The sequence below is a fragment of the Streptomyces sp. NPDC059371 genome (assembly GCF_042751995.1).
Taxonomy (GTDB): Bacteria; Actinomycetota; Actinomycetes; order Streptomycetales; family Streptomycetaceae; genus Streptomyces.
Genome location: NZ_JBHYXD010000001.1, coordinates 64,678 through 78,732, shown reverse-complemented (window position 1 = coordinate 78,732; position 14,055 = coordinate 64,678). Strand labels below are relative to the sequence as shown.

The 14,055-nt window shown below is 70.7% G+C and carries 14 protein-coding genes; 6 read left to right on the top strand and 8 right to left on the bottom strand.

Going from position 1 to position 14,055, the window contains the following annotated elements; translation table 11 throughout:
- Positions 1 to 34: 34 nt before the first annotated feature.
- Positions 35 to 2,548, top strand: coding sequence for a DEAD/DEAH box helicase (locus ACFXGX_RS00375; RefSeq protein ID WP_384783019.1), 2,514 nt, complete (start codon positions 35 to 37; stop codon positions 2,546 to 2,548).
- Positions 2,549 to 2,567: 19 nt separating this feature from the next.
- The gene (locus ACFXGX_RS00370) at positions 2,568 to 3,434 is read left to right on the top strand and encodes an acyl-CoA thioesterase II (protein ID WP_355770234.1); all 867 of its coding nucleotides are present in this window, start codon (positions 2,568 to 2,570) and stop codon (positions 3,432 to 3,434) included.
- Here ACFXGX_RS00370 and ACFXGX_RS00365 read toward each other — a convergent pair.
- The 7 genes from ACFXGX_RS00365 to ACFXGX_RS00335 form a co-directional block, all read right to left on the bottom strand.
- Entirely contained in the window at positions 3,371 to 4,432 is a 1,062-nt protein-coding gene (locus ACFXGX_RS00365; protein WP_384783015.1) for a DUF6397 family protein, read from the bottom strand. The two genes, ACFXGX_RS00370 and ACFXGX_RS00365, sit on opposite strands and share 64 nt — an antisense overlap.
- A 127-nt stretch (positions 4,433 to 4,559) precedes the next feature.
- Positions 4,560 to 4,973, bottom strand: a complete 414-nt coding sequence (locus tag ACFXGX_RS00360) for a roadblock/LC7 domain-containing protein (RefSeq protein WP_384783012.1) — start codon at positions 4,971 to 4,973, stop codon at positions 4,560 to 4,562.
- Positions 4,974 to 5,171: 198 nt separating this feature from the next.
- On the bottom strand, positions 5,172 to 5,777 hold the full coding sequence (locus ACFXGX_RS00355) for an ATP/GTP-binding protein (protein ID WP_384783009.1): 606 nt from the start codon (positions 5,775 to 5,777) through the stop codon (positions 5,172 to 5,174).
- A 194-nt stretch (positions 5,778 to 5,971) separates the two neighbouring features.
- Entirely contained in the window at positions 5,972 to 6,385 is a 414-nt protein-coding gene (locus tag ACFXGX_RS00350) for a DUF742 domain-containing protein (RefSeq protein WP_384783006.1), read from the bottom strand.
- 19 nt (positions 6,386 to 6,404) lie between these two features.
- Positions 6,405 to 6,842 (bottom strand): roadblock/LC7 domain-containing protein, encoded by a 438-nt coding sequence (locus tag ACFXGX_RS00345; protein ID WP_384783003.1) that lies wholly within the window; start codon positions 6,840 to 6,842, stop codon positions 6,405 to 6,407.
- Complete coding sequence (locus ACFXGX_RS00340) at positions 6,839 to 9,400, bottom strand: nitrate- and nitrite sensing domain-containing protein (protein WP_384783000.1); 2,562 nt, start codon at positions 9,398 to 9,400, stop codon at positions 6,839 to 6,841. The genes ACFXGX_RS00345 and ACFXGX_RS00340 overlap by 4 nt, the downstream gene beginning before the upstream one ends.
- Before the next feature lie 61 nt (positions 9,401 to 9,461).
- Positions 9,462 to 10,235 carry an MHYT domain-containing protein gene (locus ACFXGX_RS00335; protein ID WP_384782997.1) on the bottom strand — a complete coding sequence of 258 codons (774 nt, stop codon included), beginning with the start codon at positions 10,233 to 10,235 and terminating at the stop codon, positions 9,462 to 9,464.
- 152 nt (positions 10,236 to 10,387) lie between these two features.
- Here ACFXGX_RS00335 and ACFXGX_RS00330 point away from each other — a divergent pair, with 152 nt between their 5' ends.
- Positions 10,388 to 10,987, top strand: coding sequence for a class I SAM-dependent methyltransferase (locus tag ACFXGX_RS00330; protein ID WP_384782994.1), 600 nt, complete (start codon positions 10,388 to 10,390; stop codon positions 10,985 to 10,987).
- 73 nt (positions 10,988 to 11,060) lie between these two features.
- On the opposite strand, the gene ACFXGX_RS00325 is transcribed toward ACFXGX_RS00330, so the two are convergent.
- Complete coding sequence (locus tag ACFXGX_RS00325) at positions 11,061 to 11,819, bottom strand: alpha/beta fold hydrolase (protein WP_384782991.1); 759 nt, start codon at positions 11,817 to 11,819, stop codon at positions 11,061 to 11,063.
- A 110-nt stretch (positions 11,820 to 11,929) separates the two neighbouring features.
- On the opposite strand from ACFXGX_RS00325, the gene ACFXGX_RS00320 reads away from it, so the two are divergent.
- From ACFXGX_RS00320 to ACFXGX_RS00310, 3 genes are all read left to right on the top strand, one after another.
- Positions 11,930 to 12,463: a PadR family transcriptional regulator gene (locus tag ACFXGX_RS00320; RefSeq protein WP_384782988.1), complete on the top strand. Its 534-nt coding sequence runs from the start codon at positions 11,930 to 11,932 to the stop codon at positions 12,461 to 12,463.
- 109 nt (positions 12,464 to 12,572) lie between these two features.
- Positions 12,573 to 12,890 carry a hypothetical protein gene (locus ACFXGX_RS00315; protein WP_384782985.1) on the top strand — a complete coding sequence of 106 codons (318 nt, stop codon included), beginning with the start codon at positions 12,573 to 12,575 and terminating at the stop codon, positions 12,888 to 12,890.
- A gap of 133 nt (positions 12,891 to 13,023) precedes the next feature.
- On the top strand, positions 13,024 to 13,899 hold the full coding sequence (locus ACFXGX_RS00310; protein ID WP_384782982.1) for a hypothetical protein: 876 nt from the start codon (positions 13,024 to 13,026) through the stop codon (positions 13,897 to 13,899).
- Positions 13,900 to 14,055: the final 156 nt, after the last annotated feature.

Here is a 14,055-nt window from a genome sequence, read left to right as displayed (position 1 = left end):
CCCCATCACGTGTATCGACAGGCAAGATGGGGGCGTGACCCTTATCGATCAGCTCCCGCAGACCACAGACCCCGACGCCCTCTACGAAGCCTTCGAGTCGTGGGCCGGGGAACGCGGTCTCACCCTCTACTCCCACCAGGAGGAGGCGCTGATCGAGGTTGTCTCGGGTGCGAACGTGATCGTCTCGACACCCACCGGCTCGGGAAAGAGCATGATCGCCGCGGGGGCGCACTTCGCCGCGCTCGCCCGGGACGAGGTCACCTTCTACACGGCGCCGATCAAGGCGCTCGTCTCGGAGAAGTTCTTCGAGCTGTGCAAGATGTTCGGCACCGAGAACGTCGGCATGCTCACCGGCGACGCCTCCGTGAACGCCGACGCCCCGGTCATCTGCTGCACCGCCGAGGTCCTCGCATCGATCGCCCTGCGGGACGGCAAGCACGCCGACGTCGGTCAGGTCGTCATGGACGAGTTCCACTTCTACGCCGAGGGCGACCGGGGCTGGGCCTGGCAGATCCCGATCCTGGAACTTCCGCAGGCGCAGTTCATCCTGATGTCGGCGACGCTCGGCGACGTCTCGATGTTCGAGAAGGACCTCACGCGCCGCACCGGCCGCCCGACGACGGTGGTCCGCTCGGCGACCCGGCCCGTCCCGCTCTCCTACGAGTACGTACTCACTCCACTGACGGAGACGCTCACCGAGCTGCTCGCCACGAAGCAGGCCCCGGTCTACATCGTGCACTTCACCCAGGCGCAGGCCGTGGAGCGGGCGCAGGCGCTGATGAGCATCAACATGTGCACGCGCGAGGAGAAGGACCAGATCGCCGAGCTCATCGGCAACTTCCGGTTCACGACCAAGTTCGGCCGCAACCTCTCCCGTTACGTACGCCACGGCATCGGTGTGCACCACGCCGGCATGCTGCCCAAGTACCGGCGTCTGGTGGAGAAGCTGGCCCAGGCCGGTCTCCTGAAGGTCATCTGCGGCACGGACACTCTGGGTGTGGGTGTCAACGTCCCCATCCGCACGGTGCTGTTCACCGCGCTGACGAAGTACGACGGGACCCGGGTGCGTACGCTGCGCGCCCGTGAGTTCCACCAGATCGCCGGCCGGGCCGGGCGCGCGGGCTTCGACACGGCGGGCTACGTCGTCGCCCAGGCGCCGGAGCACGTCATCGAGAACGAGAAGTCGCTCGCCAAGGCGGGCGACGACCCGAAGAAGCGCCGCAAGGTGGTGCGCAAGAAGGCTCCCGAGGGCTTCGTGGGCTGGACGGACAGCACCTTCGAGAAGCTGATCACCTCCGATCCCGAGCAGCTGACCTCGCGCTTCCGCGTGACGCACACCATGCTGCTCTCGGTGATCGCACGGCCCGGCAACGCCTTCGAGGCGATGCGGCATCTTCTCGAGGACAACCACGAGCCGCGCAAGCAGCAGTTGCGGCACATCCGCCGGGCCATCGCGATCTACCGTTCGCTCCTCGACGGCGGCATCGTGGAGAAGCTCGACGAGCCGGACCCGACGGGCCGCATCGTGCGGCTGACCGTCGATCTCCAGCAGGACTTCGCGCTCAACCAGCCTCTGTCGACGTTCGCGCTCGCCGCCTTCGACCTGCTGGACCCCGATTCCCCGTCGTACGCCCTGGACATGGTGTCCGTCGTGGAGTCCACGCTGGACGAACCGCGGCAGATCCTCGCGGCCCAGCAGAACAAGGCCCGTGGCGAGGCCGTGGCCGCGATGAAGTCCGACGGCATCGAGTACGAGGAGCGCATGGAGCGGCTCCAGGAGGTGACGTACCCCAAGCCTCTGGAGGAACTGCTCTTCCACGCGTACAACACCTACCGCCAGAGCCATCCGTGGGTCGGCGACCACCCGCTGTCGCCGAAGTCCGTCATCCGTGACATGTACGAACGAGCCATGTCCTTCACCGAGTTCGTCTCCTTCTACGAGCTCGCCCGCACCGAGGGCATCGTCCTGCGCTACCTGGCCAGCGCCTACAAGGCCCTCGAGCACACCGTCCCGGACGACCTCAAGTCCGAGGACCTGGAGGACCTGATCGCCTGGCTGGGCGAGCTGGTGCGCCAGGTCGACTCCAGCCTGCTCGACGAGTGGGAACAGCTCGCCAACCCCGAGGTGATGACGGCAGAGGAGGCCCAGGAGAGGGCCGACCAGGTCAAGCCGGTCACCGCGAACGCCCGGGCCTTCCGTGTCCTCGTGCGCAACGCGATGTTCCGCAGGGTCGAGCTGGCCGCTCTGGACAACGTCGGCGAACTCGGCGAGATGGACGGAGATTCCGGCTGGAACGCCGACGCGTGGGGCGAGGCGATGGACAAGTACTGGGACGAGTACGAGGACCTCGGCACCGGCCCCGACGCCCGTGGCCCCAAGCTGCTCTCGATCGTGGAGGAGCCGCAGAACGGTCTGTGGCGCGTCCGCCAGACCTTCGCCGACCCGAACGGCGACCACGACTGGGGCATCAGCGCGGAGGTCGACCTCACGGCCTCGGACGCCGAGGGCCGTGCCATCGTCAAGGTCACCGCCGTCGGACAGCTCTGAGTACAGGAGAACCCCACCGATGACGAACCCGGCCGAGAGGCTCGTCGACCTGCTCGACCTGGAGCAGATCGAGGTCAACATCTTCCGCGGCCGCAGCCCGCAGGAGTCGCTGCAGCGCGTCTTCGGCGGCCAGGTTGCGGGCCAGGCGCTGGTCGCCGCGGGCCGCACCACGGAGGGCGACCGGCCGGTGCACTCGTTGCACGCGTACTTCCTGCGTCCGGGCCGGCCGGGCGTCCCGATCGTGTACCAGGTCGAACGGGTGCGGGACGGGCGGTCGTTCACCACGCGCCGCGTCACCGCCGTGCAGCAGGGCCGCACGATCTTCAATCTGACCGCCTCCTTTCACAAGCCCGAGGAAGGGAGCTTCGAGCACCAGTTGCCGCCGGCCCGCGAGGTGCCGGACCCCGAGTCCCTGCCGACGGTGACGCAGGAGATCAAGGAGCATCTGGGCGCGCTGCCCGAAACGCTGGAACGCATGGCGCGGCGCCAGCCGTTCGACATCCGCTATGTGGACCGGCTGCGCTGGACACCCGAGGAGGTCAAGGGCGCCGAGCCCCGCAGTGCTGTGTGGATGCGTGCCGTCGGGCCGCTGGGCGACGACCCGCTCGTGCACACCTGCGCTCTCACCTACGCGAGCGACATGACTCTCCTGGACGCCGTCCGCATCCCGGTGGAACCGCTGTGGGGTCCGCGCGGTTTCGACATGGCTTCGCTGGACCACGCCATGTGGTTCCACCGGCCGTTCCGCGCGGACGAGTGGTTCCTGTACGACCAGGAGTCGCCGATCGCGACGGGTGGCCGAGGTCTGGCCCGCGGGCGCATCTACGACCTCGAAGGACGCCTGCTCGTCTCGGTCGTGCAGGAGGGACTGTTCAGAGCCCTGTAGGCGGACTCGTCCGGGCTCCTGCGACGCAGCCAAGCGAGCAGCCTCTGCGACCGTGCGGACTCCGGCCGTGTGAGCGGGGCGTCCGCGGCGGCCAAGTGGTGTCGTTCGGCGCGCGGGGAACCGGCGGGTGAGGTCCGGTCGGCCGGCGGTGGAGCCCCGGTCGGTCGACCCGCCGACGACGCGGGCGCCGGGATGGGCGCCGGGACGGTCGGGGCGTCCGATGTCGGGCGGGGCGCGGGACGGACTTCCCTGGCTTCCATGACGCTCTGCCCCAGGTCGGCCCTCAGCCAGCCGATCTCGTCCTGGTGGTCCGCCGTCGTGATGCGTTCGTTGATCCGGGCGCCGGGCGAGTCCGGCGCGGCCCGTGAAACAGGCGCGGGCATAAGACGGTTGAGATGCGCGCGCTCGTAGGGATCCTTGACGATCTCGGTCACGTGCACGGGGTCGAGCAGAGACGCCACCGCCGCGGCACGGGCCCAGGGATCCTCGGTCTGCCGCAGCAGGAACCCCAGGTGACGGCCACGCCAGTTGCGGGGACGAAGGTCGAGGCCTTCGCCCAACTGGTCCCGGAGGCCTTCCGGTGTGCGGCCGCTCAGCAGCGGCGCGATCTGCTCGTCCGCCGCGAACTGCCGTAGTTCCTCGGCGAGGTAGAGCCAGACGACGACCCGGTACCGGTTGAGATAGAACTTGACCGGCACGACCAGTCCCAGGCGGGCGAGGCGTGTGAACCGGGCGGTCGTCACACCGACGAGGGCGGCGCCCTCCGTCGTGCCGACGGCTTTGACCCGCCCGCGCAGCGTCTCCGGGAAGCCGGCTTCGGCTCGTACCCGGTCGATCTCCGCGCGTGCGATCCGGCGTCCCCCGCCTCCCTCGTCGGGAACCGAGCGCACACAGCCGAGTTGCAGGGCCAGGTCGAATTCACCTCGCCTGAGCTCCAGTTCCCGTGCGGCCCGGCTGAGCGGGACGGTGGCGGACTGCGTAATCGTGGTCGCGGACATGACGGTCTCCCCTGTGGTGTCGGAGGCTCGCGCCGGTGTGCGTTCGCCTCGGGAAAAACCGTATCCGGCTTGTCGGACATCGTGGCGAGCCTGTGGAAAACCTCAGCCACGGCGACATATCAGCAGGTCAGAAGTCTGAAGCAGGCTTGCCTTCCGGTTGCCGCGCGTCCACGCGAAGGTGTTCTCCGACGCGGTTCACCAGCAACGTCATCTCATAGGCGACCTGCCCGATGTCCGCCTCCGCCCCGCTGAGGACGGACAGACAACTGCCCGAGCCGGCCGCGGTGACGAAGAGAACCGCGTCGTCGAACTCGACCATCGTCTGGCGTACCTGCCCCGCGCCGAAATGGCGGCCGGAGCCCTTGGCCAGGCTGTGCAGTCCCGACGAGACCGCGGCGAGGTGTTCCGCGTCCTCGCGTCGGAGTCCTGTGCTCGCGCCCGTCACCAGCCCGTCGTTGGACAGCACCAGCGCATGCCGAACGTGCTCGACGCGCTGGGTGAGCTCGTCCAGCAACCAGCCGAGTCCCGTGTTCTGTTCCATGTTCCGGTCTCCCCGTGTGCTGCTCCCCCGGCCGGAGGATTCGACCAGCAAGCCTTCCCCACTCCCGCCGTCCCGGCAAGGCGCCTGGGCGGCATGGCAGAGAAGATGGCCGACGAGCGGGCACGAACGGTGGCACCGCGGGCAGGCCGTGCGATGGTGGCGTGGGGCCGGGCTGTGCCGAGGCGACGGCGGGCGCCCTCAGCCGACGGATTCGAGCAGTCGGGCGGTGTACACCCTCCCCGCGTACTCCACGAGCCGGATCAGCACCTCCTTCCCGGAGTCGCGGTCACGGGCGTCGCAAAGGACCACGGGCGTACCTCGGTCGAGGTCGAGGGCGCGGGAGACGTCCTGGGTCCCGTACGCGCGAGCGCCCGGGAAGCAGTTGACGGCCACGACGAAGGGAATCCGGCGGTGCTCGAAGTAGTCCACCGCGGGGAAACAGTCCTCGAGCCGTCGGGTGTCGGCGAGGACGACAGCGCCCAGAGCTCCCGTCGACAGTTCGTCCCACAGGAACCAGAACCGGTCTTGGCCAGGTGTTCCGAAGAGATAGAGCGAGAGCCCTGAACGGATGGTGATGCGTCCGAAGTCCATGGCCACTGTGGTGGTGATCTTCTGGGCCACGCCGTCGGTCTCGTCGACGGAACGACCGGCTTCGCTCAGCAGTTCCTCGGTACGCAGCGGCCGGATCTCGCTGACCGCGCCCACCAGGGTGGTCTTCCCGACGCCGAACCCGCCGGCGACCAATATCTTCAGCGCCATGGCGGTCGGGTCGCCACCCGTGGCGTCGGAGTTCTCGGAGACCATGGATCACTTCTCTCGGGAGTGCCGGCGACGGCCGGCATCGATGCGTCTGTACGGGCGAGCGAAGCCAGCATCATGACAACTACGGCCCGGCCGGACGGGGATTGGACCGCAGATTGCCCCTCGCGACCGGAACGCGCGCGTTCTGTGTCCAGGAGTGAGCGTGAACGGCCGTGACGCCGATCGATGTGGATCGCCTAGAGAGCCCTCAGCCCCTCGATCACCTCACGGAGGATTCGCTCGTCGGGCAGGTGCGCGGGCGGAACCGGTCGGTTGACGGTGACACAGCCACGTTCCAGGAGGTCGCCCAGCAGCACCCTGACCACGCCCACGGGAAGTCCGGTGCCCGCGGCCAGTTCGGCGACCGACTGGGTCTCGGCTCGGCACAGTTCGATCATCGTCCGGTGCTCCGGGCCGAGCCAGGTGTCCTCATCGGCCCCTGGCGCCGCCCCGTCGAGCGTGACCAGGGCGATCAGATCGAAGTGCGTCCCGGCCGGACCGGCTGTGGTGCGACCGCCCGTCACGGCGTAGGGCCGGACGAGCGGGCCCGCCTCCTGGTCGTACCACTGGCTGCCCGGCCATGCCGGGGTGTCCGGCGCGTCCTCGGTCATCTGTGCGGGCCGTCCCCGGTCATCCTGCCGCGGGCGGCTGTGCGCCGACCCGGGGCGGGGCGTGAAGATGCTCGCCGACACGCTTGACCAGACGCGCCATCTCGTACGCCACGAGGCCGATGTCCGCGGTGACCGTGGTCAGGACGGCGAGGCATGAGCCGTCCCCCGCGGCGGCCACGAACAGGAAGCCCTCGTCCATCTCCACCATCGTCTGGCGCACCCCGCCCGCGCCGAAGTGGCGGCCCGCTCCCTTGGCCAGGCTGTGGAATCCGGAGGCGACGGCCGCGAGGTGTTCGGCGTCCTCGCGCCGCAGGGCGGTGGACGCGCCCACCGCCAGTCCGTCGTTCGACAGCACCACGGCGTGCCGTACTTCGGTCACGCGCAGCACCATGTCGTCCAGCAGCCAGTCGAGTTCACCGGACCGCTGAACGCCGTCCGGGCTCGGATTCTGGATCATGAGGGGTCTCCTTCGCTGCTGTCAGTGCCCCCTGCGGGGCCCGGAGTTGCGCCGACGCCGGGTGACCGGCCGCCGCCTCGTGCCCAGCCGGCCCGGTACGCGGTCATGCGGGCCCGTACGACTTCGGGTGTGCGCTCGTCGTCCGACGGGGGCACGGGGGGTTCCACCGGCTCGTCGGAACGCAGTTCGCGCAGTTGGGGGGCCAGGTTCGCCTGGCGCACCCTGCGGGGAAGTCCGCCGGATCCTCCGGAGTCCTCCTCGGGTCGTTGCGGACGGAGGAGCGCGACGTCCGGCAGAGCGGTCTTCTTCGTACCGTTCGCCGGGGGCGGCGTCCCCGGCGATCCGTTCGTCCGCTCCCCGGAAGCTCTCGGTCGCGGGGGGACCAGTGCGGGCCGCTCCGTGACGGCTTCGACGGCGTCGGGCTCCGGAGCGACCGGCACGCGCGCGTACTCCCTTTCCGGCGTCGGCCCGTCCGTGTCGGCCTCACGGAGGGAACGTTCCATCGGACCGTCCTGCAGCAGTGCCGTGGGCAGCAGCACGACCGCGGTCGTCCCTCCGTAGGGAGAGGCCTGCAGATGCACCTTGATGCCGTGCCGGGCCGAGAGCCGGCTGATCACGAAGAGGCCCAGCCGGTCGCTGTCGTACAGGTCGAGGGCTTCGGACCGCTCGATACGGAGGTTGGCCTCCGCGATCCGGTCCTTGCCCATGCCCAGTCCCCGGTCCTCGATCTCGATCGCGTAGCCGTTCGCGACCGGTTCGCCGGTGATCCGCACCCGCGTGTGCGGGGGCGAGAACTGCGCGGCGTTCTCGACGAGTTCCGCCAGCAGGTGGGTGAGGTCGGCGACCGCTCCGCCGACGACGGCCGCCTCGGGGAGCTGCCGTACCTCCACGCGCGCGTAGTCCTCGACCTCGGAGACCGCCGCCCGGACCACGTTCGTGAGTGAGACGGGCCTGCGCCACGCCCGTCCGGGCGCGGCTCCGGAAAGGATGATGAGGCTCTCCGCGTGACGCCGCATCCTCGTGGTGAGGTGGTCGAGGCGGAACAGGTCGCTCAGCTCGTCGGGGTCTTCGGACCTGCGCTCCATGGCGTCCAGGAGGTTCAACTGACGGTGCACGAGGACCTGGCTGCGCCGGGCCAGGTTGACGAACACCCCGGAGATGCCTCCGGCCAGTTCCGCGCGTTCGACCGCGGCACTCAGAGCGGCCCTGTGCACGGTGTTCAGCGCCTGGGCGACCTGTCCGGTCTCGTCCTCGGAGGGCCGTCCCGGCGGTGCCTCGTCGTCGACGTCCACCGGCTCGCCCGCGCGCAGCCTGCGCATGGCTTCGGGGAGCTTCCGGTGGGCGATGTCCAGAGCGCCGTCGCGCAGCCCTACGAGTTCGACCACGAGGTCGCGTCCGATGCGTACGGAGATGATCAGCGAGGCGATGACGGCGGCGAGGCCGAAGAGGACCGCGGCGCCGGCGGGGGTGAGCAGGGCGTTCCCGAGCGGGTCGTTCGCGTCGTCCGCGGACACGCGACCCGCGTCGGCCTCGACCGTACGCATTCCGTCGCCGACGCGCTCGTGAGCGATGCTCCAGGCGGCCTCCGGCGCGGCGTCGAGCGCCTTGGGCCCGGGGCGCGAGAGGAGCACCTTGTCCTCGACGGCGCGCACGTCGTCGTACGCGCTCCCTTCCACGAGATCGTTCCAGGCGGTCCGTTCGGGCCCGTCGAGGTCCGGCGTCGCGGCGTCCGTGAGGGTGCGGCGCGTGTCCACGGCGCCCGTGAACAGTCGGAGCCGCTCACCGTCGAGGGTCCCGGCGAGCCGGGCCCCGCCGAGCACGGCGTCCTCCTGGGCGAGCGCCTCCCCCGCCCGGGAGAATTCGAGGAGGACACGTGCGTCCGTGCGCATGGCAGTGCCGGAGATGCCGGTGAGCGCGCCTTCGACGCCGAACGCCGTCGAAATGGTCCTGGTGTACTCGCCGTACGCCTCCTCCCATCCGGTACGGCGTTCCTGTACGCCGGCGCGCAGCGACGTCAGTCGCTCCGCGTCGGCGACGAAGGCGGCGAGGCGCCCGGTGACTCCGTCGGGCAGGTCCGCGCCGTCGGCGACGGTGTTGTGGTCTCCCAGGCGGAGCTTCGCCACGGCGCGGTCGGTGAGTCGTGAGAGGTCCTCGAAGTCGCCCGGCGAGACGGCGGCGGGGTCGGTCGCATATCGGACGGCCTCCGCCCGTTCGGCCTGGAGCGCGGCGACCGCGGCGTCGACAGGGGCGCGGACCGTGGAGTCCACACGCTGCGACTGCCGCAGCCGTGCGACGTCCTGCGCCGTGCTCACAGTGGCGTAGGCCCACAGAGCGAGCAAGGAGACGATGGGCACCATCAGCAGGCTGACGATCTTGGCCCGGACGGTTCGGGGCCGGATGCCCCACCGTCCCGCGCGCGTGAGCGCTTCGGGCGTTGGTCCGTCGAGGAGGTCACCGATGTCCCCCTCGTCCGCCGGTGGGCCCGCGTGCGCCCGACGGCCGCGCCGCGGGGGCGATGGCTGGGCGCCTGCTGTGGTGGTCCTGCGGGGTGTACGCATGGCCTCCTCGATCGGAGAGGGTCGGGTGTGCCGTCCGGGCCGCGCGGCTGCGGCACCGGCGTCAGCGGGGGACGCCCTCGACCGGCCGCCGGGCCGTCGCGGACGCTTCGGCTCGGCCGGACATCGGGGACAGCGCGACGAAGGCCGCTGTCAGGAAGAGGTAGGAACCGAGGCCGACGGCGAGCGGGAAGATGAACTGCATCGCCGTGGCGCCCGGCAGCGCGTCGCTCGAAGGGCTGACGCGTACGCTCACGGCCATCATCCCGGTGTAGTGCATGCTGCTCACCGCACCGCCCATGACGAGGGAGGCGATGGCGACGGCCACGGGAGACCTGATGGAGAGCGCGGCCCACAGGGCGGCGGTCGCCGTGATCACGCCGATCATGACGGAGAGGGCGACGAGCGCCGGGTCGTAGTGCACCTGGCCGTGCAGCCGCAGCGCCGCCATCCCCAGATAGTGCATGCTCGCGATGCCGAACCCGGCGGTGAGACCGCCGAGGACGAGTGCGCGGCGCCGGTCACGGCTGTAGGCGACGGCGAAGAGGCCCGCGCCGACGACGGTCATCGCGATCAGCAGGCTGAAGATCGTCAGAGGCACGTTGTAACGGATCTCCGTGCCCGTGACACCGAAGCCCAGCATCGCCACGAAGTGCATCGTCCAGATGCCCGTACCGAGCGCGGAGGCCGCCGTGAGCAGCCAGTTGCGGCGCGACCGGCCGGTGGCGTCGAGTCCGCGGACCGTACAGCGCAGCCCCAGTGCGGACCCTGTGCAGGCCATTGCGTACGACAGAGCGGGGGTCAGCCAGCCGAAGGCGGCGTGGTCCAGGTGTCCCATGGCCCCGGGACGCTAGTGCGCACTGGGGCGCACGACGGGGGCGCGTTTCGAAAGCTGATGCAAAGTGATGAAGAGGTGCGCCCGAGCGATCGCCTGGGGCTCGAACGTGTGCACCGCGCCGTCCTTCGTGTCGGTGAGAGATCATGCAGCACATGAGCGACGACCACACACACGTCCAGGAGTTCTTCGGTGCGCGCGCCGCCGGCTGGGACAGCCGTTTCCCCGACGACGGTCCCGCCTACGCGGACGCAGTGGTGCGCATGCGGCTCCGCGCGGGTGACCGCGTGCTCGACGCGGGCTGTGGCACAGGGCGTGCGCTGCCCCCGCTGCGAGCGGCCGTGGGCGGCACCGGGGTGGTCGTCGGAGCCGATCTGACTCCGGCCATGCTGGAGGCCGCCGTCCGGGCCGGACGGAACCGGGAGGGGCGGCTGCTGCTGGCAGATGTCACCGCGCTGCCGCTGCGTGACGATTCGCTGGACGCCGTGTTCGCCGCCGGCCTCGTCGCGCATCTGCCGAACCCGGCTGAGAATCTCGTCGAGTTGGCCCGGGTGGTACGGCCCGGTGGCACACTCGCTCTCTTCCACCCGATCGGCCGGGCCGCGCTCGCGGCCCGACAGGGCCGTCAGATCACTCCGGACGACCTGCGCGCGAAGCACAACCTGGGGCCCCTGCTGGCCGGTTCGGGCTGGGACATGACCTCGTACGTGGACGAGGACGCCCGCTTCCTCGCGCTGGCCGTACGCCGGGGATGACCGTCGGCCCTTCGCCGGGGACGACCGTCGGCCTTTGCCGGCGTGAGCACCGGCCGGACCCGGCGAACGACTGTCAGACCGTGCCTGCGACGGCCGCCGCGAACGCGTCGGGGTTGTCGAACATGATGTTGTGTCCGGCACCCGGCACGTTCACGACACGCACCCCTGCCGCTTCCAGGCCGTCGACGTCCGGGAGTTCGCCACTGAGCTCGCCCTGAAGGTACAGGCGCTCCATCGTCAGATCCACGAGCATCTGACGCATCGTCGGGGTGGTGCCCCGGGCGAGTCCTGTCGCCGAGCGGTGCAGGGCGCGTGGATCGGCGAGACGCATGGTCGCGGCCCAGAGCCGGCCGACCATTTCGAGCACGCGCGCGTGACCGCCCTTGTCGACGTAGTCGTCCTCCTCGTACGAGGCGATGCCGCTGCTGCCCGCGGTGACCGGAGGCCGCGGATCGAGGTTGGCCTCCACGAGGACGAGCCGTGAGACGAGCTCGGGGCGGCGATGCGCGAGCACGACGGCCACCGATCCGCCCATGCTGTGTCCGACGAGTTCCGCCCCGGCGACATGGGCGGCGTCCAGGGCTGCCCCCAGGGCCGTGGCGTGGTCCTCCAAGGTGTAGCCGAAGCCGGCGGGCCGGTCGCTGATGCCGTGGCCGGGCAGGTCGACGAACAGGGTGCGGCGGCCCGCCAGTTCGGGCCGGGCCGCGATGTGGGCGTTGTAGACCGTCGAGGCCGAGCCCAGGCCGTGCACGTACACGCGCGCGGGGCCACCACCCGCCGCCTCCGTCCAGCGGATCATGCTCCCCCTGCCGTCGAACTCCGCCTGCCGCACAGCGCTCTCCCCCTGTCGCCGTTCCTTCGTTTTCCACAACTCGAGGAGCATACATCGGTTCCGATGTATTGATGAAGCGATGTACAGCGTCGGTGCGACAGAATGAGGACATGCTGGAGCTGGCCATCCTTGGATTTCTGTTCGACGCCCCGTTGCACGGCTACGAGCTGCGCAAGCGCATCACCGCGCTGACGGGGCATGTGAAGCCGGTTGCGGAGAGCACGCTGTATCCCGCGATCAAGCGGCTGGAGAACGCGCAGCTCCTGGAACGGGCCACACAGCCCGGCTCCGTCGCCGCCCCTCGGCACGTCCTGACCCTCACCGAGGAGGGCGGGCGCGAACTGCGCCGCAGGCTCGCGGAACCGGCGCGGCGGGACATCACCGACGAGAACCGGTGGTTCACGGTGCTCGCCTTCCTCCGACATCTGCCGGACCCCGAGGCGCAGGCCGCCGTGCTGCGCCGCAGGCTGGCCTTCCTGGAGGAGCCCGCGAGCTTCTTCTACGACGGCGACCGGCCGCTCCGGGCCGAGGAGCTGGACGACCCCTTCCGGCGCGGCATCCTGACCATCGCGCGGGCGACCAGCCAGGCCGAGCTGGCCTGGCTGCGGACCACCCTCGGCTCACTCGACGCGGCGCGCCGCTGACACGAGATCCGGTTTCACCGGGCCGCCCCTCTTCTGCCACCACAGCTCCATCTCTACGTTGGGTAGCGGCAACCGCACGATCAGCGATGACGCAGGGGATGGTGACCGGATGACCGGCATACTCGGCAGGCTCCGCTCGATCGGGCGCAGGACCACGGCCGGGCGGCCCGAGAGGGGCGCGCGGGAGACGGCCGGCAAAGAGAGAAAGCGCACATACAACCTGTTCGAGGCCGCCGCGGTGTACGTGGCCGCGTGCGCGGAGGACGACCAGGATCAGATCGACGAGGCAGCCGCCTGGGTGTCGCCGGAGGCCCTGTCGTTCGGGGTCAACGAGCTGGCCTGCCGGGCTGTTGTCGCCCTCGCCCGCGAACGCGACGAGTCACCGCAGGCGGTCGCCCGCACCCTGCTCGGACTGCCCGCGGCCTGACCGGGCGGACCCGCGAGGGCGTTTCGCCCCTGTCCAGCCGGATAGCTGCAGCTCCGCACGGGTTTCGGGACCGTGACAAGCGCCTTCCCGTCGCTTAGGGTGCGCCGACAGATGGAGCGATCGGGAGGCTGGAATGGCCGGGACGGACGAAGACGCCGTCGCCACCGGGGACGACGACGCGCTGTATGTGCTGACGGCGGTATTGCTGACGCCGGCGAAATTCCCCAGCGTGCTCGGTGACGACTACCCGGAGGCCTGCGCGACGCTCGACCTCGCGCCTCTCGCGGAGGGGTACGGGCTGGTGCTCGGCCAGGACGGGGAGGGCGCGCGCTGGACCGTCGTCATCGACGACGTCTCCCTGGTCGCCGTCGCCATCGCGTCCTGGGACTGCGGGATGGAACACGAGCTCTCGCCGGACGAGCGGACGGTCGTCGCCGCGCTGCCGGGCTGGCCTCTCGAGGTAGCGGTATCGGCCCCCGGGGTGCCGGCTCCGCACGATCCGTCGGCCGAGCTCACGGAGCGGCCTCCGCTCAGCCCGCCGGACACCACCGAATGGGGACCGGCCCAGCGACGCCTCGGCGCGGACGAGATCGCGCTGCGGTGGGCCCAGTGGCGCGAGCAGATCGACGACAGCGAGTTCGCGCCGTCGGAGGGTGCCGACGGCTCCCCCGGCGACGCCGAGGACGCTCAGGAGTCGCAGGACTCCCAGGGCGACGGTGAGGATGAGGGCAAGGGCGTGAACCGCGCCGGGATCCGCCGCGTTCTCGCCGAGGCACGCTCGTACGTGGACACCCCGCCCCCGCTGGGCCGTGTCCGCTCGTCCTTCGCCACCGGTGACGCCCGCACGCTGCGCGCCGACGGTCCCGGCTGGTCGCTGGTCGCCAGGACCGACGACATCGCGTTCGTCCTGCTAGACGAGGAACCCGGCGAGGTCCTGCCCATCGGTCGCGGACCGGAGCTGCCCGGCCTCCTGGAGGCTCTGGACAAGATGGCGGTCCGCCCGAGCTGAGCGACCGTGCCACGTGGAGTCCCCGTGACACGGCTCTCGACCGGCCCCGCGCGTTCGTCACGCCGGCCCCGGGCGGGGTCCGGCGCGCGGTGGGGGGGGGGGCCCCCGCGGGCGGGCTGCGCGCGGGGGGGGCGCGCCGCCCGGGGGGCGGGCAGG